The organism is Streptomyces sp. NPDC091376, assembly GCF_044757085.1.
GTDB classification, from domain to species: Bacteria; Actinomycetota; Actinomycetes; order Streptomycetales; family Streptomycetaceae; genus Streptomyces; species Streptomyces pratisoli.
In genome coordinates, this window is sequence record NZ_JBIVUF010000024.1 from 1 (window position 1) to 19,025 (window position 19,025).

Annotated in this window: 16 protein-coding genes; 12 read left to right on the forward strand and 4 right to left on the reverse strand. The window is 73.0% G+C overall.

Annotation, left to right across the window (positions count from 1 at the left end; translation table 11 throughout):
• A partial coding sequence (locus tag ACIQMR_RS33685; protein WP_401395555.1) for an ABC transporter substrate-binding protein occupies positions 1–914 on the reverse strand: 914 nt, incomplete at its 3' end.
• Between the two features lie 552 nt (positions 915–1,466).
• Here ACIQMR_RS33685 and ACIQMR_RS33690 point away from each other — a divergent pair.
• The 7 genes from ACIQMR_RS33690 to ACIQMR_RS33720 all read left to right on the forward strand — a co-directional run bounded on the left by ACIQMR_RS33690 (position 1,467) and on the right by ACIQMR_RS33720 (position 8,412).
• On the forward strand, positions 1,467–2,687 hold the full coding sequence (locus tag ACIQMR_RS33690; RefSeq protein WP_401395558.1) for an NADP-dependent malic enzyme: 1,221 nt from the start codon (positions 1,467–1,469) through the stop codon (positions 2,685–2,687).
• A gap of 298 nt (positions 2,688–2,985) precedes the next feature.
• Positions 2,986–3,576: a phosphoesterase gene (locus ACIQMR_RS33695; protein WP_401395561.1), complete on the forward strand. Its 591-nt coding sequence runs from the start codon at positions 2,986–2,988 to the stop codon at positions 3,574–3,576.
• Positions 3,573–5,138, forward strand: coding sequence for an alkaline phosphatase D family protein (locus tag ACIQMR_RS33700; protein WP_401395564.1), 1,566 nt, complete (start codon positions 3,573–3,575; stop codon positions 5,136–5,138). The genes ACIQMR_RS33695 and ACIQMR_RS33700 overlap by 4 nt, the downstream gene beginning before the upstream one ends.
• Before the next feature lie 97 nt (positions 5,139–5,235).
• Positions 5,236–6,201, forward strand: a complete 966-nt coding sequence (locus tag ACIQMR_RS33705) for a zinc-binding dehydrogenase (protein ID WP_401395567.1) — start codon at positions 5,236–5,238, stop codon at positions 6,199–6,201.
• 65 nt (positions 6,202–6,266) lie between these two features.
• A complete protein-coding gene (locus ACIQMR_RS33710) occupies positions 6,267–7,613 on the forward strand; it encodes a cellulase family glycosylhydrolase (RefSeq protein WP_401395570.1) in 1,347 nt (448 codons plus the stop codon).
• Between the two features lie 32 nt (positions 7,614–7,645).
• The gene (locus ACIQMR_RS33715; protein ID WP_018571396.1) at positions 7,646–7,855 is read left to right on the forward strand and encodes a helix-turn-helix domain-containing protein; all 210 of its coding nucleotides are present in this window, start codon (positions 7,646–7,648) and stop codon (positions 7,853–7,855) included.
• Positions 7,855–8,412 (forward strand): Clp protease N-terminal domain-containing protein, encoded by a 558-nt coding sequence (locus tag ACIQMR_RS33720; RefSeq protein ID WP_401395573.1) that lies wholly within the window; start codon positions 7,855–7,857, stop codon positions 8,410–8,412. The genes ACIQMR_RS33715 and ACIQMR_RS33720 overlap by 1 nt, the downstream gene beginning before the upstream one ends.
• Positions 8,413–8,552: 140 nt before the next feature.
• On the opposite strand, the gene ACIQMR_RS33725 is transcribed toward ACIQMR_RS33720, so the two are convergent.
• Both ACIQMR_RS33725 and ACIQMR_RS33730 read right to left on the reverse strand, forming a co-directional pair.
• On the reverse strand, positions 8,553–9,464 hold the full coding sequence (locus ACIQMR_RS33725; RefSeq protein WP_401395576.1) for a helix-turn-helix transcriptional regulator: 912 nt from the start codon (positions 9,462–9,464) through the stop codon (positions 8,553–8,555).
• A 1-nt stretch (position 9,465) separates the two neighbouring features.
• Positions 9,466–10,314: a DUF4097 family beta strand repeat-containing protein gene (locus tag ACIQMR_RS33730; protein WP_401395579.1), complete on the reverse strand. Its 849-nt coding sequence runs from the start codon at positions 10,312–10,314 to the stop codon at positions 9,466–9,468.
• A 140-nt stretch (positions 10,315–10,454) separates the two neighbouring features.
• On the opposite strand from ACIQMR_RS33730, the gene ACIQMR_RS33735 reads away from it, so the two are divergent.
• A complete protein-coding gene (locus ACIQMR_RS33735; RefSeq protein ID WP_401395582.1) occupies positions 10,455–11,318 on the forward strand; it encodes a hypothetical protein in 864 nt (287 codons plus the stop codon).
• A gap of 18 nt (positions 11,319–11,336) precedes the next feature.
• Here the strand turns inward: ACIQMR_RS33735 and ACIQMR_RS33740 are convergent, their stop codons facing one another.
• Entirely contained in the window at positions 11,337–11,522 is a 186-nt protein-coding gene (locus ACIQMR_RS33740; RefSeq protein ID WP_266382947.1) for a DUF6104 family protein, read from the reverse strand.
• Between the two features lie 226 nt (positions 11,523–11,748).
• On the opposite strand from ACIQMR_RS33740, the gene ACIQMR_RS33745 reads away from it, so the two are divergent.
• From ACIQMR_RS33745 to ACIQMR_RS33760, 4 genes are all read left to right on the forward strand, one after another.
• Complete coding sequence (locus ACIQMR_RS33745; protein WP_401395585.1) at positions 11,749–12,291, forward strand: CU044_2847 family protein; 543 nt, start codon at positions 11,749–11,751, stop codon at positions 12,289–12,291.
• Entirely contained in the window at positions 12,288–14,453 is a 2,166-nt protein-coding gene (locus ACIQMR_RS33750; RefSeq protein ID WP_401395588.1) for a trypsin-like peptidase domain-containing protein, read from the forward strand. The genes ACIQMR_RS33745 and ACIQMR_RS33750 overlap by 4 nt, the downstream gene beginning before the upstream one ends.
• 109 nt (positions 14,454–14,562) lie before the next feature.
• The gene (locus ACIQMR_RS33755) at positions 14,563–15,594 is read left to right on the forward strand and encodes an AAA family ATPase (RefSeq protein WP_401395590.1); all 1,032 of its coding nucleotides are present in this window, start codon (positions 14,563–14,565) and stop codon (positions 15,592–15,594) included.
• A 7-nt stretch (positions 15,595–15,601) separates the two neighbouring features.
• Positions 15,602–19,003 (forward strand): SAV_2336 N-terminal domain-related protein, encoded by a 3,402-nt coding sequence (locus ACIQMR_RS33760; RefSeq protein WP_401395593.1) that lies wholly within the window; start codon positions 15,602–15,604, stop codon positions 19,001–19,003.
• Positions 19,004–19,025 lie beyond the last annotated feature (22 nt).

Genomic DNA, 19,025 nt, shown 5'->3' on the forward strand with positions numbered 1-19,025 from the left:
GCGATGATCTTCTCGTACTCGCCGTTCTTGATGATGGCCTCCAGCGCGGCCTGGATCGCGTCACGCAGCTGGGTGTTGGACTTGGCCACCGCGATGCCGTACGGCGCCGCCTCGACCTGCTCGCCCACGATCTGGAAGTCCTTGCCGCCGCCGGAGGTCTTCACGGCGTAGGCCGCGACGGGGAAGTCCGAGGAGCCGGCGTCCGCGCCGCCCGCCCGCAGGCGGGTCTGGGCCTGCTGGTCGTTGTCGAAGGCCTCGATCGTGATCTTGCCCTTCTTGGCCTTCAGGCACTTGGCGTTCTCGGCCTTGGCGAGGTCCTCGGAGACCGTGCCGCGCTGCACGACGATCTTCTTGCCGCACAGGTCGGCCCAGGTCTTGATGCCCTTGTCGTCGCCCTTCTTGGTGTAGATCGAGACACCGGCGGTGAAGTAGTCGACGAAGTCGACGCCCTCGCCGACCTTCTTGCCGGTCTCGGAGTCCACACCCTCCTGACGGTCCTTGGTGTCCGTCATGGCCGACATGGCGAGGTCGTAGCGCTTGGAGCGCAGACCCGTGATCAGGGTGTCGAAGGTGCCGTTCTCGAACTCGAACTTCACACCGAGCTGCTTGCCCATCGCGTCCGCGATGTCCGGGTCGATGCCGACGACCTTGCCGGAGCCGTCCTTGAACTCGACCGGCGGGTAGGCGATGTCCGAGCCGACCTTGATGACACCCTTGTCGCGGATCGACTGCGGGAGCTTGTCCGCCAGCGGAGCGGCGGAGGTGGCGGCGCCACCCGTCTCCTTGGTGCCCGAGCCCGAGTTCGTCTGGTCACCGCAGGCGGTGAGCACCAGGGCGCCGGCGACCGCGATCGCGCCGACCGCGGCGATTCGGGACCTGGCTGCGGTCGTGCGACGAGTGGTGCGTGCGGTCATGATCGTGGTCCTCCGGCAGTTTGGTGGAGTTGCCAGGCGGTCGAGCTCGTCTTCGAGTGTCGACCTTGTGTGTTTCCGGCATCTTGCCATTCGGACTAGCCCATTCAGTGGCCTCCGCATGTCAAAATCGGATAACGGGTGACCCCCGAAGTGCGACAGGCCGGTACATCAGGGCCGGACCGGCTGCAGCATCTGCAGCGTTTCCTGCTTCTGACCGGAAGATCTCCGGTTCGTCTTGGCATACGGACGGTATTCATGGTGCTTTCAACCAGCTGTTCCCAACGTGTCAGCATATGCCGGTATGAATCCTGTCACCGCATGGTCACTGAGCGGACTATGGACTCGTCGGCGGTGCGGTCCGTCCGGTAAGAAGGATCCTTACACCCCTCATCCGGGGCTCAGGGCGCGTTGTGCGGCGCGCCCGCGCGTACGTACCACCCCTGACGGGCGGGCCAACCGCCCAGGACAGGGAACGGACGCGGTGCCCGCCCACCCCTCCTCAACCAGGAGTGGCCACCCTCAACTGATGAAGACTTAAGGGGTCAAATCGACATGGCAGCGGAGATCGTCAATCCTCGTAGCGACGGCGGTACGGAGAGTGCACCCGGGGAGTCCGGTGAGCCCTTCGATCCGGCCTTCGCGCTGCACCGCGGCGGCAAGATGGCCGTGCAGGCCACCGTGCCGGTGCGGAACAAGGACGACCTGTCCCTCGCGTACACACCCGGCGTCGCCAAGGTGTGCACCGCAATCGCCGAGCGGCCCGAGCTCGTCCACGACTACACCTGGAAGTCGCAGGTGGTCGCCGTCGTGACCGACGGGACCGCGGTGCTCGGCCTCGGCGACATCGGCCCTGAGGCATCCCTCCCCGTGATGGAGGGCAAAGCGATCCTGTTCAAGCAGTTCGGCGGCGTGGACGCGGTGCCGATCGCGCTCGCGACCACGGACGCCGACGAGATCGTGGAGACCGTCGTGCGGCTCGCCCCGTCCTTCGGCGGGGTCAACCTGGAGGACATCTCGGCGCCGCGGTGCTTCGAGATCGAGCGCAAGCTCCAGGAGCGGCTCGACATCCCGGTCTTCCACGACGACCAGCACGGCACGGCCGTCGTCACCCTCGCGGCCCTGCGCAACGCGGCGAAGCTGACCGGCCGGGGTCTCGGTGACCTGCGCGCCGTCATCTCGGGCGCGGGCGCGGCCGGTGTCGCCATCGCGAAGTTCCTCCTGGAGGCGGGCCTCGGCGATGTCGCGGTCGCCGACCGCAAGGGCATCGTGAGCCGTGACCGGGAGGACCTCACCCCGGTCAAGCGGGAGCTCGCCGAGATCACGAACCGGGCCGGGCTCTCCGGCTCGCTGGAGAGCGCGCTCTCCGGCGCGGACGTCTTCATCGGCGTCTCCGGCGGTACGGTGCCGGAGCCGGCGGTCGCCTCGATGGCGCCGGGTGCCTTCGTCTTCGCGATGGCCAACCCGAACCCGGAGGTCCACCCGGACGTGGCGCACAAGTACGCCGCGGTCGTGGCGACGGGCCGCAGCGACTACCCCAACCAGATCAACAACGTGCTCGCCTTCCCGGGCATCTTCGCGGGTGCCCTGCAGGTCCGGGCGTCCCGGATCACCGAGGGCATGAAGATCGCCGCGGCCAACGCGCTGGCGGACGTGGTGGGCGACGCGCTCGCCGCGGACTACGTGATCCCCTCGCCGTTCGACGAGCGGGTCGCTCCCGCGGTCACCGCGGCCGTCGCCGCCGCCGCGCGGGCCGAGGGCGTGGCGCGCCGCTGACGCGGTCGTAGGTACGCACGGAACGGGCCGGGTCCCGCACCCCACAGGGTGCGGGACCCGGCCCGTTCCCTGTGGCAACGGCACGGTCCCGCCGGATGCGCACGGGGTGTGACCGTCGGCATCCCGTTCGGCCCGTTCGGCCCGCTCCCCGCGACACCGTTCCGCCCACGCCCTCAACAGCCGGACCTTACCCAGGAGTTGTCTGGACAACTTGGGCCGGTTGTTCGCCGCGCCGCCTTCCCCGGTTCACCGCCGACTGCTGGGATGCACCCGCTGAGTTCAAACAGGGGAGGCGTGAGTGAATCTCGTAGTGAACGGTGACGCCGAGAGCGGGCCCGGAGGGTCCGCCGAGCCGGTCACGGCCGTGACCGGCTGGGACATGCGCGAAGGCGCGCCCGCCCTCATCGCGTACAGCCTCGGGGGCGGCTACCCGACCCCGTCCGACCCCGGACCGGCAGGCCGGGGCAGCAGGTTCTTCTCCGGCGGGAACAGCCCTCGTACCGCCCTCGTCCAGGACATCGCCCTGCCCGCCCGGGGCGCCACGGGACGAGCCGCCGTCGACGCCGGCCGGGTCCGCTACACCCTGGCCGGTTGGCTCGGCGGATACGCGACGCAGGAGGACGGCGCGCGGCTGTCCGTGGAGTTCCGCGACGCCAAGGGCACGCCCGTCGCCCTGTCCGTCCTCGGCCCCGTGACCGCCGCCGAGCGCCTGTCCCGTACCGCACTCGTCGAGCGCGCCGCGTCCGCGACGGTGCCGCCCGGCGCGCGCACCGCGCGGGTGCTGCTCGTCTTCACCCGCAGTGGCGTCGGCACGTCCAACGACGGTTACGCCGACGCGATATCGCTCACCTTGACCGCCACGGCGAAGGCTCACGGGGGACGGAAATGACCAAGCTCAACCGACGTGATCTGCTCAAGGCGGCCGGCGCCGCCGGTGCACTCAACCTCGTCTGGCCGCTGAGCGCCGGACTCTCGCCGGCCGAGGCCCGTGAGGCCGCGGAGGCGCTCGGCGCCGACTACGACCCCGCGCCGTTCACCCTGGGCGTCGCCTCCGGCGACCCCCAGCCCGGCAGCGTCCTGCTGTGGACCCGGCTCGCGCCGGAGCCCCTCGCCTCCGAGCAGCGGCTGCCCGAGATCGTCGAGGTCGACTGGGTCGTGGCCACCGACCCGCAGCTGCGGCGCGTCGTCGCCCGCGGCACGGCTGCGGCCTCCGCCACCCTCGGCCACAGCGTCCACGTCCCCGTCTCCGGGCTCCGTGCGGGCAGCCGTTACTGGTACGCCTTCAAGGCCCTCGGCAGGACCAGCCGCATCGGCCGTACCAGGACCGCGCCCGTCGGCAACGTCGCCTCCGTACGCTTCGCCGCCGCCAACTGCCAGGCGTTCCACGACGGCTTCTACGCGGCCCACCGCGGAATCGCCCGCGAGAACGTCGACTTCGTCGTCCACCTCGGCGACTACATCTACGAGCACGGCCAGGTCGGCGGCGTCCCCGCCGACCACGTCCGCGACCACGAGAGCGCGGCGATCTTCACGGTCGCCGACTACCGCCGCCGCCACGCCCTCTACAAGGGCGACCGCTCCCTGCGCGAGGCCCACGCCGCCCACCCCTGGTTCCTCACCTGGGACGACCACGAGGTCGTCAACGACTACTCGGGCACCGGCGGCGGCGCCCCGTTCATGCAGCGCCGCGCGGCCGCGTACCAGGCCTGGTACGAGAACATGCCGCACCGCGACGCGGGCACCTCCGCCCTGCCCGACCCGGAGATCCACCGGGCCCGCCGCTGGGGGAACCTGCTGGAACTGACGGTCCTCGACCTGCGCTCGTACCGCTCGGCGCAGAACCTCGCCGACGGCACGATCCTGGGCGCCGGCCAGAAGGCGTGGCTGAAGCAGGGGATCGACCGCGCGCCCGACACCTGGCACGTCTGGGCCAACTCGATCATGCTGAGCCAGCTGCGCGGCCGCCCGGGCGGCTCGTACATGTTCACCGACCAGTGGGACGGCTTCCTCGCCGAGCGCAAGGAGGTGCTCGGTCACGTCCACAGCAGCGGCATGGAGGACCTCGTCGTCATCACCGGCGACTGGCACTCGGCCTTCGTCGACGACATCCGTCCCGACTTCGAGGACACGTCCTCGCCGGTGATCGGCACGGAGTTCACCGCGCACTCCGTCACCTCGGGCGCGTACTCCGCGGACTGGAACGCCGCCAACGGACCGCTCATGGGCGCCGCGAACCCGCATCTGAAGTACTTCGAGGGCAACCGCTACGGCTACGACGTCTACGAGGTCACCCCGCAGCGCTTCAGCGCCCATATGCGGGTCATCGCCGACCGCCGCGACCCGGTCTCGCCGGTCACGACGCTGACCACCTTCCATGTGGACCGGGGGAAGGCCGGTTCGTACGAGGACCCGGCCACGAAGGACTCGCCCGCCCAGTGGCGGCGCGACTAGGTCGTCCCGGACGCGCCCCGGGAAACCGGAAAAACAGGGTCTGTGTCACACCGGTGCGCGGTTCCGCCGCGCACCGGCCCGGCCTATCGTCAAGGTCATGTTCGCCGCATACGCCGCCCGCATCGACCGCGACCAGCCGCTGAACGGCCTCGAGCTGGGCGAACGCCCGGCTCCCGAGGCCCGTCCCGGCTGGACCACCGTCACCGTCAAGGCCGCCTCCCTCAACCACCACGACCTGTGGTCGCTGCGCGGGGTGGGCCTGTCCGAGGACAAACTCCCGATGATCCTCGGCTGCGACGCCGCCGGCATCGACGCGGACGGGAACGAGGTGGTGCTCCATTCGGTCATCGGCCAGACCGGCCACGGCGTCGGGCCGGACGAGCCCCGCTCCATCCTCACCGAGAAGTACCAGGGCACCTTCGCCGAGCAGGTCTCCGTCCCGTCCTGGAACGTGCTGCCCAAGCCCGGGGAACTCTCCTTCGAGGAGGCCGCCTGCCTCCCGACCGCCTGGCTCACCGCCTACCGCATGCTCTTCACCAACGCGGGCGTACGGCCCGGCGACTCGGTGCTCGTCCAGGGCGCCGGAGGCGGTGTCGCGACCGCCGCGATCGTCCTCGGCAAGGCCGCGGGGCTGCGCGTCTACGCGACGAGCCGCGACGAGGCCAAGCGGAAGCGGGCCGTCGAGCTGGGCGCGGTGGACGCGTTCGAGCCGGGCGCCCGGCTTCCGCAGCGCGTGGACGCGGTCATCGAGACCGTCGGCGCCGCGACCTGGTCGCATTCGGTCAAGTCGCTGCGCCCCGGCGGCACCTTGGTGATCTCCGGTGCCACGAGCGGCGACCGCCCCTCGCACGCCGAGCTGACCAGGATCTTCTTCCTGGAACTGAAGGTCGTCGGCTCGACGATGGGAACGAAGGACGAGCTGGAGGACCTGCTCTCCTTCTGCGCGGCGACCGGCGTTCGGCCCGTGATCGACGAGGTGCTGCCGCTGGACCGGGCCCGGGAGGGCTTCGAGAGGATGGCGTCGGGCGAGCTGTTCGGGAAGATTGTCCTGACCAACTCTTGATGGTTCGTCAGATCTGTTGATGGGATCTCCGGCACTGCCCGTTCGCGCCGTGCCGGAGGTCGCCCATGCGCCGTCTTCTCGCCGTCCTCGTCTGTTCCGTCGTCCTGGCCGCGGCCGCGCCGGCCCGGGCGCAGCCCCGTCCCGTGGACATACCCCGGCTCACCGACGACCACGGCCGGACCCTCACCCTGCGCGGCTGGAACGTCGAGGACAAGACGCACCGCGGTGAGCAGGCCCTGTCCGCGATCACCGAGCGGCACTTCCGCGACATGCGCGCGCAGGGCTTCGGCTTCGCCCGGCTGCTCGTCTTCTGGGACGACCTGGAGCCGGTCCGCGGCCGCTACAGCGAGAGGTATCTCCGTAAGATCGAACGCGTACTGGACTGGGCCGACAAGCACCGCGTCCAGGTCCTGATCGACGCCCACCAGGACGTCTTCGGCCCCGCGTTCGGACACCGGGGTGTGCCCCGGTGGGCGACACGGACGGACGGGCTGCCGTTCACCCCGCACCCCGACGACTGGTTCGCCGAGTACTTCGAGCCCGCCGTCCAGCGCGCCTTCACCCACCTGTACGAGGATCCCGACCTCCGGCGCGCCCAGGCCCGTATGTGGCGGGTGCTCGCCGGCCGCTTCGAGGACCATCCGGCGGTCCTCGGCTACGACCTCATCAACGAGCCGATGGGCGAACTGCGCGAGGGCGAGGACCTTCCCACGGCCGCCCGGCGCATCGAACGCGACCAGCTCACCGCGATGTACAACCGCCTCGCGGACGCGGTCCGTTCCGTCGACGACGACAACTGGCTCTTCGTCGAACCGACCCCGATCGTCGGCGAGGGCGTCCCGACCGGACTCGGGAGGATCGAGGACCCCAGGGTCGTGTACGCCCCGCACTTCTACAACGCGGCGATGGAGGCGGGTGCGGACTACGACCCCGACGCCGGCTGGATCGAGTCGTACGAGGCCGCGGTCACGGCGTATCCGAGGGAGTACGGGGTGCCGGTCGTGGTGGGGGAGTGGGGCCCGCTGAACAACTCCCTGCCGAACATGGGCCGCTTCTACCGTGAGGCACTCGCCTCGCTCGCCCGCTACGGCTCCGGCTGGGCGGGCTACGTGTGGTGCTACGGGGGCGGGTACTGCGCGGTGGACGCGGAGGGCCGGTTCCGTACCAACAAGGAGCAGACCGCGGCGCCCTACGCCCGGGCGGTCGCGGGGACGGTGCGGGAGGAGAGCTGGGACCCGGTGCGTGGTGTGTACCGGCTCGGGTACGAGGCGCGCGGGTCGTACGCCACGGAGCTGTCGCTGCCGTCCGGCGGGGCGGGGTGGCGGGTCACGGTGTCCGGCGGGGTGCGCGTGGGGGAGCGGGTGTACGCGGGGCCCGGCGCGCGGGTCCGCGTCACTGTCAACCGTGGTTGACGCCCCCTGTGTGTCAATGTAAGTTGACAGCCATGACCGAAGCAACCGATCTCGCCGAGCGGGCGGGAGACCGTGATCCGCGCGTCGGACTGCGGGCCGTCGCCGCGCTCCGGCGGCTTCTGGAACAGCTGGAGGCGGTTCAGGTCAGGAGCGCCCGCAACCAGGGCTGGTCCTGGCAGGAGATCGCGGCCGAGCTGGGCGTCAGCCGACAGGCCGTGCACAAGAAATACGGGAGGCAGTGATGTTCGAACGCTTCAGCCCGGGCGCCCGCGCCGTCGTGACGGGCGCGGTCGGCCACGCCGAACGATCGGGCGCCGACGCGACCGCCGAGGAGCACATGCTGCTCGCCCTGCTGGACCAGGAGGGCACGAAGGCGTCCTTCGCCTTCCGGGCGCTCGGGGTCACGGACCGGCGGGCGTCCGTCGAGTCGGCACTCGCGGACGCGCGGCGCCGGGCCGGGCTGTCCCAGGCGGACACCGAGGCCCTCGCGGGGCTCGGGATCGATGTCGCGGAGATCGTCGCGCGGGTCGAGGAGACGCACGGCGCGGGTGCGCTGGTGGGCGGCCGCAAGGCGCCCTCCGGGGGCAGAGGGTGGTGGTCGGGCCACCGTCCCTTCACCCGCGAGGCGAAGGACGTGCTGGTGAACTCGCTGCGGATCGCGGTGGGCCGTAGTGAACGCACCATCGGCGACGAGCACATCCTGCTGGCCCTCGCGGCCCGGCCGGGGGTGGTGGCGGAGGTCCTCGCGGAGCACGGCGCGACGTACGAGACGCTGGAACGGGCGATGTTCCCGCGGTAGGGGGCGCGGCTGCGCCTTCGACGGGGCGCGGGTGGCTCGGTCGGCCCGCGCCTGCGTCGTGGTGTCGGTGATGCCGGCCCTGCGCGCCCCGGCCCGGGCCGTCTTTCGGGTGCGGGGGCGCGGGGCGTACGCCGGGGCCGTTACGCGCGGGGGCGCAGAAGCGCGGTGATGTGCGCCGCGGCCGTGGAGAGATGGCGGCGGGCCTCGGACAGCTGGGCTGCCGTGACGCCGTTGTCCCGTGCCGCGTCGCGGACGTCGTCGCGGAAGCGGTCGAGGAGGCGCTCCAGATCACGCGCCGGATCACCCGACTCCGCCGTGTCCTTGGCCCAGTCGGCCTGCGGCGGCGGCGACGCCTTGCTCCGGCCGGCTCCGCCCAGTCCGCCCAGCTGGGAGGTGAGTTCGGCGAGCCCTTCCCGTACGCCCGTCGGCCAGTCGCCCCGCGCGAAGTGCCCCTGCACCTGGTCCTGGACCTGGCGGGCGATGCGCTGGACCTCGTCCCGCGCCCGCTCCTGCGCCTCCTTGGCCTGGCGGCGTGCGGTCTGCGCCTCCTCGCGGGCGCGGCGGGACTCGTCCTTCGCCCGGCGCGCCTGTTCCTTCCACTCCTGCTTGGCGCGGCGGAGTTCGTCCTTCGTCGTCTGCCAGGTCTCGTCGGAGGTGCCGCCGCTGCGGCTCTCCGTCGCCGCCGCCCTCATCTCGCTGCGCAGCTTGCCCGCCGCGCCCCGCACGTCGTCGCGGATCTCCGCGGCCAGTTCGGAGACGGACTCGCGGATCTCCAGCTCGAGATCTGCCAGTTCCCCGCTGCGGCCCGCCAGTTCCTCGCGGCCGGCGTCGGTGATCGAGTACACCTTGCGGCCGCCCTCGGTGGCGTGCGTGACCAGGCCCTCGGCCTCCAGCTTGGCCAGTCGCGGATAGACGGTGCCGGCGGAGGGTGCGTAGAGCCCCTGGAAGCGCTCCTCCAGCAGCCGGATCACCTCGTAGCCGTGGCGCGGGGCCTCGTCGAGGAGCTTCAGCAGATACAGGCGGAGGCGGCCGTGGGCGAAAACGGGCGGCATGTCAGAGGACCTTCCCTGTCTCGTCCCCGTACGGATCGTCCGTCTGCGGGGGGCGCCTCAGCAGGGCGATGGACCCGGAGACGGTGGTGGCCTTGAGCGTGCCGCTGCCCGCGCCGAGCGTGCCGGTGATCTTCTTCGCGCCCCACTGCCCGCTGACCCGGAGGTCCTCGAACGCGTTCGAGACGGACCCGCTCGCGGTGTTGGCCTCGACCCGGGCGTCCGCCGGGTGCGGCAGCCGGATCGCCACCTCGCCGGAGACGCTGGAGAGGCGGATGTCCGTGGGTGTCCCGTCGACGTCGACCACCATGTCGCCGCTGACGGAGTCCGCCCGTACGGACGAGCCCGCGCCGTCGATCACGGTCAGATCGCCGGAGACGGAGCTGAAGCGCAGATCGCCGGTGACCGACTGGGCCTCCAGGCTGCCGGAGACCGTTTCGGCACGGACCGGGCCGGAGAGCCCGACGAGGGTGGTGTCGCCGTTGACTCCCCGCACGTCCGTGCGTCCGCGGATGCCGGAGACGACCGCTCCGGCGCCGACGACACCGACCTCCACGGCCGCGTCGGCGGGGACGGCGAGGGACACCACGACGTTGCGGTGCCAGCCCTTGCGGTCGAGCAGCTTGAGGAAGCCCTTCCAGGGCAGGTCCTCATAGGCGACGGAGATCGTGGAGCCGCTGCGCGTCACGATCAGCGGCGGGCCGTCGATCTCGGAGATCTCCAGTCGGGCGGAACTCTCGTCGGTGCCGACGACGTTCACCGTCCCGTTGACGATGCGCACATTGAGGGCCGTCACGGGTTCGTCGAAGGTGAGCTTCTTCGGCTCGGCGACTTCCCACGTCGAGTCTGGCATGGTGCTGACCTCCCGAGGCCTGCCTGGACGCAACATATCGCGTCTTCTGAACAACACGATATATCGCGGCTGGGTGAAGTCAAGGGGCGATCGTGAGGGCATCACGGCATATATGGACAAAGTGCCCTAGCGTGTGGCGCATGAACGCGACTTCCGCAGGAGCACTGCTGCTCTGCCGGGCCGAGCCGGCCGCCGTGCGGCCCTCGGTCGCCCTGCTGCGTGAGCGGTTCCTCCTCGCCGCGGCGGGCCGGGGCTGGAGCGTGCTCGTTCCGCAGGACGCGCCCTGGCTGAGCGGTTCGGAACCGGTCGACCGGGTGCTCTCCGGCTGGGCCACGGCGCTCGCGGTCGCCACGAACTCGCCCGCCCTGGCCCTGTGGTGGGACGCGGACCGCGCCGGATACACCCTCGCCGCGGGATTCCGCCGACCCGTCGGCTACATCTGGCTCGCGGACGGCACCCCGGCGGGCGAGGACGAGGCGATGCAGACGTTCGCCGCCCGGCTCGCGCTCGATCCGGTCCTCGACGTACAGGCCCTGGAACCGCTCACCCGGGCCGACCGCGACGCGGACGCCCGCGCCCGGCTGCTCGGTCTGATCGCGGTGCTGGCCCGCACCGGTCTCGACCTGCCCGAGGGCCTCGCCCCGGGAGCGCCGGCCGACCGCCTCCGCGGGGCCGCCCATCTCGTCGCCGGACCCGGCCGGACGCCGGACAGCGCGGAGAACGCCGGGACCGCAGAGAACGCCGGGACCGCGGAGAACACGGAGACCTCGGAGAACATCGGGACCCCGGAGAATGCGGAGCACGGGGAAGCCGGGCGCGTCACCGCCACCCGGCCGCCGAAACCGCCGAGGCCGCATGTCCCGGCGGTGGTCCAGATCGCCGCAGGCCTGCCGCTGACCCTCTGGGGCCTGGCGCGCCGCAGCGCCGGATGGACCGCGGCGGGCGCGATCCTGCTGGTCCACGGCATCCTCGGACTGGCCCGCGAGCGCGGCACGGCCCGGTGACGGCGCTCGCCGCCGCTCCTACTCCTCGTCGTCGTCCTCGTCGTCGAGCCGCGCCAGCCAGGTGGCCAGCCGCTCGACCGGCACCTCGAAGTCCGGATTGAGATCGACGAACGTACGCAGCTGCTCGGCGAGCCACTCGAAGGTGATCTCCTCCTCGCCGCGCCGCTTCTCCAGCTCCTCGATACCACGGTCGGTGAAGTACAAGACGTGCTCCTGATGGGGACGGGTGTTCCCCTCCAGGGTATGGCGTCGGCGCTGCTGCCGGAGCTCGACGGTCGCCCTCCCACCCCGGCCGGGGCCGGCTCTCCCGGCGATGATCGTCCCTGCCCGGCCGTGGCGCGGGACAACTGACCCGCAACCCCGGCCGATCCGCCCCATCGGGCCGCCGACCGGGGTTAATCTGCGGGCAGTTGAGGGAACGGGGGATGCCATGGGGGACACCGAGGCTCGGATCACGCGCATCGTCCTGCCGGACGGCACACCGGTATGGGCCCGGATCTCGGGCGCCGAGGAGCTGGTGCGGCCCGGACCGCAGGGGTCCACGGGAGGGACCGCGACACCGCCAGGAGGGCTGTCGTACAGCGACACCGGATTCGCCGAACAGGTGCAGGCCAGGGTCGAGAGCCTGCAGGGAGTCGTGACCGGCGTCGCGCGCTCGCTCGCCGAACCCCTGCGCGCCGTACGGCCCGACGAGGTCAGCGTCGAGTTCGGGATCGAGCTCACCGCCAAGGCGGGAAGGGTCGTCGGACTCCTCGCGGACGGCGAGGCCAAGGGCGCCATCAAGGTCACGCTGACCTGGAACGGCGGCGGGCCGCCCGTCGGCGACCCGGGAGCGGCCGCCGTGCCCGCCCAGGCGCCCGCACCACCTCCGGTGCCGCCGCAGCCCCCGGCTCCGGCCCCGCCCTCATGGGCGCCTCCCGGCGCGGCGGCGCATCCGGACGGCGCCGCGGCGCCGGGCGGCGACGGATCATGACCGAAGGGTGGTCGGGGGGCGCAGGGGGCGCCCAGGAACGGTCGCCCCGTGCCCTGCTGAACCTCGTGATGGCCGCGACCGTACGTATCCACGGAAGTCCGTCGGGGCATGCTCCGGACGGGTCCGGCGGCGGCTTCCTGGGGAGCGGCTTCTTCATCGCCCCGAGCTGGGTCCTCACTTGTGCGCACGTGGCGATGCAGGGGGAGGGGCGCGAGGTGAACGTGGTCTTCGAGACGGGACCCGGCAGCGGCGAGACCTCCGTCGCCGGGACGGTCGTCGCGGCCCTGCCGGAGAACCGCCACGCCCGGCCCCCGGACCCGTACGCGCCCCGCGATCCCTATGCGCCTCCCGATCCGTACGCGACGCACGAGCAGTACGGGGGCCACGACGCTCCGGCCGGCGGCTGGCCGGCCCCCGATCTCGCGCTCGTCCGGCTGCTGAGGCCCGTCGAGCACCCCTGCGTCTATGTCACCGAGCGCCCCGGCGCCCTGTTCGGCGGCGGCAACGTCGTCTTCTCCGGGTGGACCCTGGTGGACGGCAGGCCGACACGGCTCAGCGGCCGGTGCGAGGTGATGGGCACCTACGGCGGCTGGGCCGACTCCGACGCGCAGATCCGGCTCGACGGGGACTGGCTGATCCCGGGCGTCTCCGGGGCGCCCGTCGTCGACCCGGTCCGCGGCGAGGTCGTCGGTGTACTGAAGTCACGCCTCGGTGGCAGCACGGGCGGCACGTCCATCGGCGTCGAACGGCTCCGCTCGCTGCCGGTGCCCGCCGGAGCGGTCACCGCCGAGGCGGACGACGCGTACCAGGCCGTCTTCCACGCGCATGACCGCTACCACGCCGACCGCCACAACAGCCCCGTGGGCACCGACCGCACCTGGGCCGACGTGCAGAGCGAGCTGCGCGCCGGGGCCGGCCGCGCGCTCAATCCTCAAGCGCGCATCGATCTGCTCGGCCGGCTCGCCGAGTTCCCGCCCCCGGTCAGCACCCACAGCCTCCTCGACCAGCTCGAACGACTGCCGGGCGTCCACCCCCGCGACCACCGTCCCGCGCCACGCGGCTGGCGCGACGGCCTCGGCGCGCTGTACGAGGCACGCGGCGGGGACAGCGCCCTGGAGTTGATCCTGCGCTACTGCATGAGCGTCATCGCCGCCGAACGGCCCTACGCCGTGCCGTCCACCATCACCGCCGAGAAGTCCCTGTGGGAATGGGTCAAACGGATCGCGGAGGACCGGCTCTCCCGGGAGTTCCGCAACGAACTCACCCTGCTCTGGCACACCGGCCGGCACCGCGCCGACCATGAGCACCGGCGCGCTTCCGGCGCCGCGACGGAAGCCGTCCGGCGCACGGACAGCCGTCCGTCCGTGCTGCTGGAGCTGGAGCCCCGGGGCTGGGAGCGCGACCGCTACGACTGGCGCATCGGCGTGGCCCGGCACACCGGCGAGGTCCTGCCCGTCGCCGAGGACAGCCACGGCACCGCCCTCGACGCCCTCCCGGCGCGGATCGCCGCGCCGCTGACCGAGGCGTTCCGGCGGTGCGACGAACCGGACAGCCCCGCCGTCCTCCAGGTCGCCGTGGTCCGGGCGCTGCTCGGACTGGACGTCGACAGCTGGCGCGTACCGCCGGACGGGCCCCCGCTCGGGGTCGTCCGCCCCGTCGTGGTCCGCTGCTCCGACCTCGCGCCGCCGACGACGGACGCCGAGGCGCTGGAGCGGCTGGCCCGCTGGAACCGCACGGGCAACGCCGTGATGCGCGCCGAGGTCGTGGACTGCGAGGACGGACTGCGGGTACCCGTACCGGAGTCGGCTCAGCTGCGCTCCCTGGCGCACGAGACGGTGCCCGTGCTCTGCCGGTACGGCGCCAGGCCGCATCCGGACGCCGCCGCGGGTCTGGTGCGGGTGCTCGACGGCGGATTCGGGGTCGCCCTGTGGCGGCGGGCCGACGGCCGGGACGACACGGTCTGCACCGAGTTCCACCGGCGGGCCGCCGATGCCGTCGCCGAGTCGGGCACGGCCGACCGGCTGCCGCGCAAGGTGCTCGAACTGAGGCAGGGGGTGCACGCGGGCCGTACGGAGACGTTCTGGTCCAACGGGGTCGCGCTGTTCTACGACGACCCGCACCACCCGCTCCCCGGCTCCGGCCAGCTGTTGGAGGCACCGTGAAGCGCGGCCCGGCCGGTCATGCCCTTACGGGTCGTACAACCGATCGCTACCGTAAGGCACGTTCGACGGCTGCCGCCCTCCGCGGACGAGTGACGACGAGGAACACGCTATGAGCGAACCCAGCGAGTGGCTCATCTACCGAGGGGCCGGCGAACCTCACGAGGGCATCGAGCAACTGCCGCCGCCACCGCCCTGGCGGGACTTCGCGAGCCGGCACGCGGCCGCCGCGGACGGCGGGGACCCGGACGGGTCCGCCGACCGCAGGCTGGGGGGTCACCGGCACATGGCCGAACTGCACCGGCCGGGCGCCGAAGAGCTCGAAATGATCAACGCCGCCCTCTATCTGCGCCGTCCGCTGCTCGTCACCGGCAGCCCCGGCGCGGGAAAGAGCACCCTGGCCCACTCCGTCGCCCACGAGCTGGGCCTCGGCCGGGTGCTGCGCTGGCCCATCGTCAGCCGCTCCACCCTCCAGGACGGGCTGTACCACTACGACGCGATCGCCCGGCTGCAGGACGTCCAGATCGCCGCGCACCGCGCCGCCGCCGGCCCGGGCGACGCGGGCCCGGCCGACGACATCGGCAGCTACATCCGGCTCGGGCCGCTGGGCACCGCGCTGCTGCCCGCCGAGCGGCCGCGCGTCCTGCTCATCGACGAGCTGGACAAGAGCGACATCGACCTGCCGAACGACCTCCTGAACGTGCTGGAGGAGGGCGAGTTCGGCATCCCCGAGCTGGAGCGGATCGCCGACCGGCTGCCGGACGGCCGGGCGGAGGTCCTCACGGACGACGGCACGAAGGCGACCGTGACCGGCGGCCGGGTGCAGTGCACGGCCTTTCCCTTCGTGGTCCTCACCAGCAACGGCGAACGCGACTTCCCCGCCCCCCTGATGCGCCGCTGCATCCATCTGGAGCTGGGCCGCCCCGACCACCAGCGGCTCGCCACCTTCGTACGCGCCCACCTCGGCGAGGAGGGGGCACGCTCGGGCGAGGACCTCATCGCGCACTTCCTGGAGCGCTCCCGCAGCGAACTCCTCGCCACCGACCAGCTGTTGAACGCCATCTATCTCACCGACGCCGCCGCCCCGGCCGGCCGCGACCGGCTCGCCGACCTGCTCATCCAGCGACTCGACCGGCCGAGGTGACGTCCTGATGCCCGATGCCGGCGCCCGCCACGGCCCCGACGGCCCGCCCCGCACCGAGCCCGCCGGGCCGGCGCCGCACGACGGCGGGTTACTGCCCGCCTTCGTCGCGCGGCTTCGTGCCGCCGGGCTCGATCCCGACGCCGAGCAGCTCTGCGACGTCCTGTGGCTCGCACGGTGGACGGGGAGGCCGGAGCCGGATCCGGAGCCGGCATCCGGGGCGCGGGGCGAAGGCGTGCGCCAGGGCCCGGAGGGCACCCCGTCCGTGGGGGCCGGCGTCCCGCGGGGCCCCGTGCCCGTCCCGGAGCCGCCCGAGGACGACGACCCCGCGCCCGGGCGGGCACCCGTCGGCGGTGACCGCCGGGTCGCCCTCTATCCCGTACCGCGCCACGACGACACCCCACCGCGCCACGACACCCCGTACCCGGAACGCGGGACGGGGCCGGCCGCGCTCACCGTCGGCGTACCGGCCGCTCCCGCCCTGCCCGCGCCCCTCGAACTGCAGCGCGCACTGCGCCCGTTGCAGCGCTACCGGCCCGCCGCACCGCCGATGCGCACCGTCCTGGACGAAGGGGCGACCGCCGAGCGGAGCGCCCGGGCCGGCGGGCTGATCATCCCGGTGTTCAAGGGAGTGTCACGGGCGGACGCGCTGCTGCAGTTCGTCATGGACGCCTCGTCCTCGATGCGTGTGTGGGACCGGCTCTTCGGCGAACTCCAGCAGATATTCGCCCAGTTGGGCGCCTTCCGGGACGTCCAGGTGCGCTATCTGCACCAGGCCCCCGACGGCTCGCCCGCCATCAGCCGCAGCCTCGACCCCGCCGCCGCGCCGCTGCACTCCGCCGACCGGCTCAGCGACCCCACCGGCCGCCGCGTGACCGTCCTGCTCAGTGACTGCGCCGGGCCCCTGTGGCACAGCGGACGCGCCCACCGGCTGCTGCACCAGCTGGCCCGGCAGGCCCCCGCCGCCGTCGTCCAGCCGCTGCCGCAGCGCATGTGGAACCGCACCAGGATGCCCGTCACCTACGGAGTGCTGTCGCGGGGCGAAGGCATCGCGGGCGCGGCCGCGCTGACGGTCACCGACGCGTCCGCCACCCTGCCGCGGCACGGCCACGGCGAGCTGCCGGTACCCGTTCTGCCGCCGGGCTCCGGGGCGCTCGGCGCCTGGGCCAGGCTGCTGTCCGGCGTGGGCGGGGGCGCGGGCCGGGTGTCCGGGGCCGTCGGCTGGGTGCGCCCCGACCATCCCGCCGCGGCCGGCGCCCGCGCCGGGCGCAGGCCCTCCTCGCTCCAACTGGTCAGCGGCTTCCGGTCGGCGGCCTCGCCCGCCGCCGGACAGCTGGCGGTCTATCTGGCCGCCGCACCGCTGTATCTGCCGGTGATGCAGCTGGTGCAGCGGACGATGCTGCCCGACTCGGGGCCCTCCGAGCTCGCGGAGGTGCTGCTGAGCGGACTGTTGTCGCGGGCCAAGGGCGACGGCAGGGACGACGGGCAATGGTACGAGTTCGCGCCGGGCGTCCAGGAGGCGCTGCTCGGACCGCTGGGGCGGGACGAGGCGCTCCTCGTGCTCAAGCACTGCTCGGAGTACATCGAGCAGCGCTTCGGCAAGGGCGGGCCGAACTTCCCCGCCCTCGCGCTCGCCCAGCTGGACGAGGGCAGGCACGGCCCGTACGCGTCCGTCGGCGCGGACGACGACGCCGAGACCCACGGCGAGAACGGCGACAACGGCGAGAAGCGCGTCCCGCACCCCTTCGCCGAGGTCGCGGCGCGCGTCCTGGAGCGGTTCATGCCGCTCCCGGAGCGGTTCGCGCCCTACGGACCCGCCGACCGGCCCGACCCCGGCCGGCCGGTGCACGCGGCGGTGGAGCGCGCCCGCGCCCTGGTGCGGCAGTTCGAGGCCGACAGCATGGTCCAGTATCTGATGGACGCCGTACAACTGCTGCGCGGCGCCACCGAGCGGGAGCAGCGGCCGGGCTCGGACCCCGGACTGTGGGCGGAGTTCGCGCGCTGTCTGCTGCGGCTGTGGGAGGTCCAGGGCGGCAGCGACCTGCTGAGGGAGGCAGAGCGGGCGGCCGAACGGGCCGCGGCCCATCCCGGCGCCGTACGGGAGCGGGCGGTCCTGGCCAAGGTGCTGCACGCCGCCGCCGAGGACCGCCGGCGCCGCGGCGACCGGCGCGGCGCGCTGGAACTCCTGCGCCGCGCCGACCGCGAGTACACGGCGGCCTGTGCCGCGCCCGGCCTCGACTCGGCCGAGGCCCTGCGGCTCACGCTGGAACGGGTGCGCGCGCTGGAGGCCCAGTGGCGTCTCGGCGGCGACAGCGCCCTGCTGCAGGGAGCGGTCGGCATGCTGGAGGCCTTCGCCGACGTGTGGCCCGACCAGGAGAACCGGCCCGTCGCCCTGCCACTCGCACACGGAAGGACCCTGCTGCGGCTCTCGGGCGCGACCACCGACGCCGAGCAGGCCCGGGTGTACGCGGGACAGGCGGCGCGTTCGCTGCGCAAGGCGTTCACCTCGGACGGCGGCGCCCGGACCCTGGGCAGCAGGCAACGGATCCTGCTGGACCTCGTCGACGCCCTGCTGCGGTCCGGCGGGGGAGAGGGGACCTCCGATCACGTGGACGAGGCGGGGACGCTGATCGAGCAGGCCCTGGAGACGGCCGGTGATCCCCGGCTGCGTGCCTCCCTGCTGACGAGGGCGGGCCGGGTGAGCGTCCACCGCTACGAGCAGTCGGGCGATCCGGCCCGGCTGGAGAAGGCGGCCGAGTCCTTCGCGGCGGCCTCGCGCGGTGTCCCGCGCGACTCCCGGGCCCATGCGGACCTGCTCGCCGAGTGGGGCGGCGCCCTGCTGCGCCGCGCCGAACTGCCCGACGGACGGGCCCACATCGGCTCGGCGGTCCGGGTGCTGCGGGACTGCCGCACGGAGACGGCGGCGGGCAGCGCACGGCAGGCGGAGCGGCTGCTGATGCTGGGCCGGGCACTGATGCTGCGGCACCGGGCCACCGAGGACCGGGTGGATCTGCGGGAGGCCGAGTACCTCTTCGGGCTCGCCGCGCAGGAGGCGGCCGATCCGCTGATCGCGGCCGGCTGCTCGCTGGAGCTCGGCCGGGCCCATCTGGCCGCCTACGAGAGCCTGGGCAGGCCGGCCCGGCTCGACGAGGCGGCCGAGGCGTTCCGCGACGCCGCGGAGTCCGCCAGGACGGCCGAAGCGGAGCTGGACAATCCACAACAGCGCGAAGAGGCCGTGCTGTTGCGTGCTAGGGCCAACCACTGGCGGGGTAGGACGTATGAGGAGGCGGGCCGGCCCAGGGCCGCGCGAGAGGCGTACCGGGCCGCCGCCCAGGACTGGCGCAGGCTGACGGACGGCGGCGGAGCGGAGGGCGAAGCCACCACGGAGCGGCTTGCGGAACTGGAACGGTGAGTGCCGTGACGGGAACGGGGAG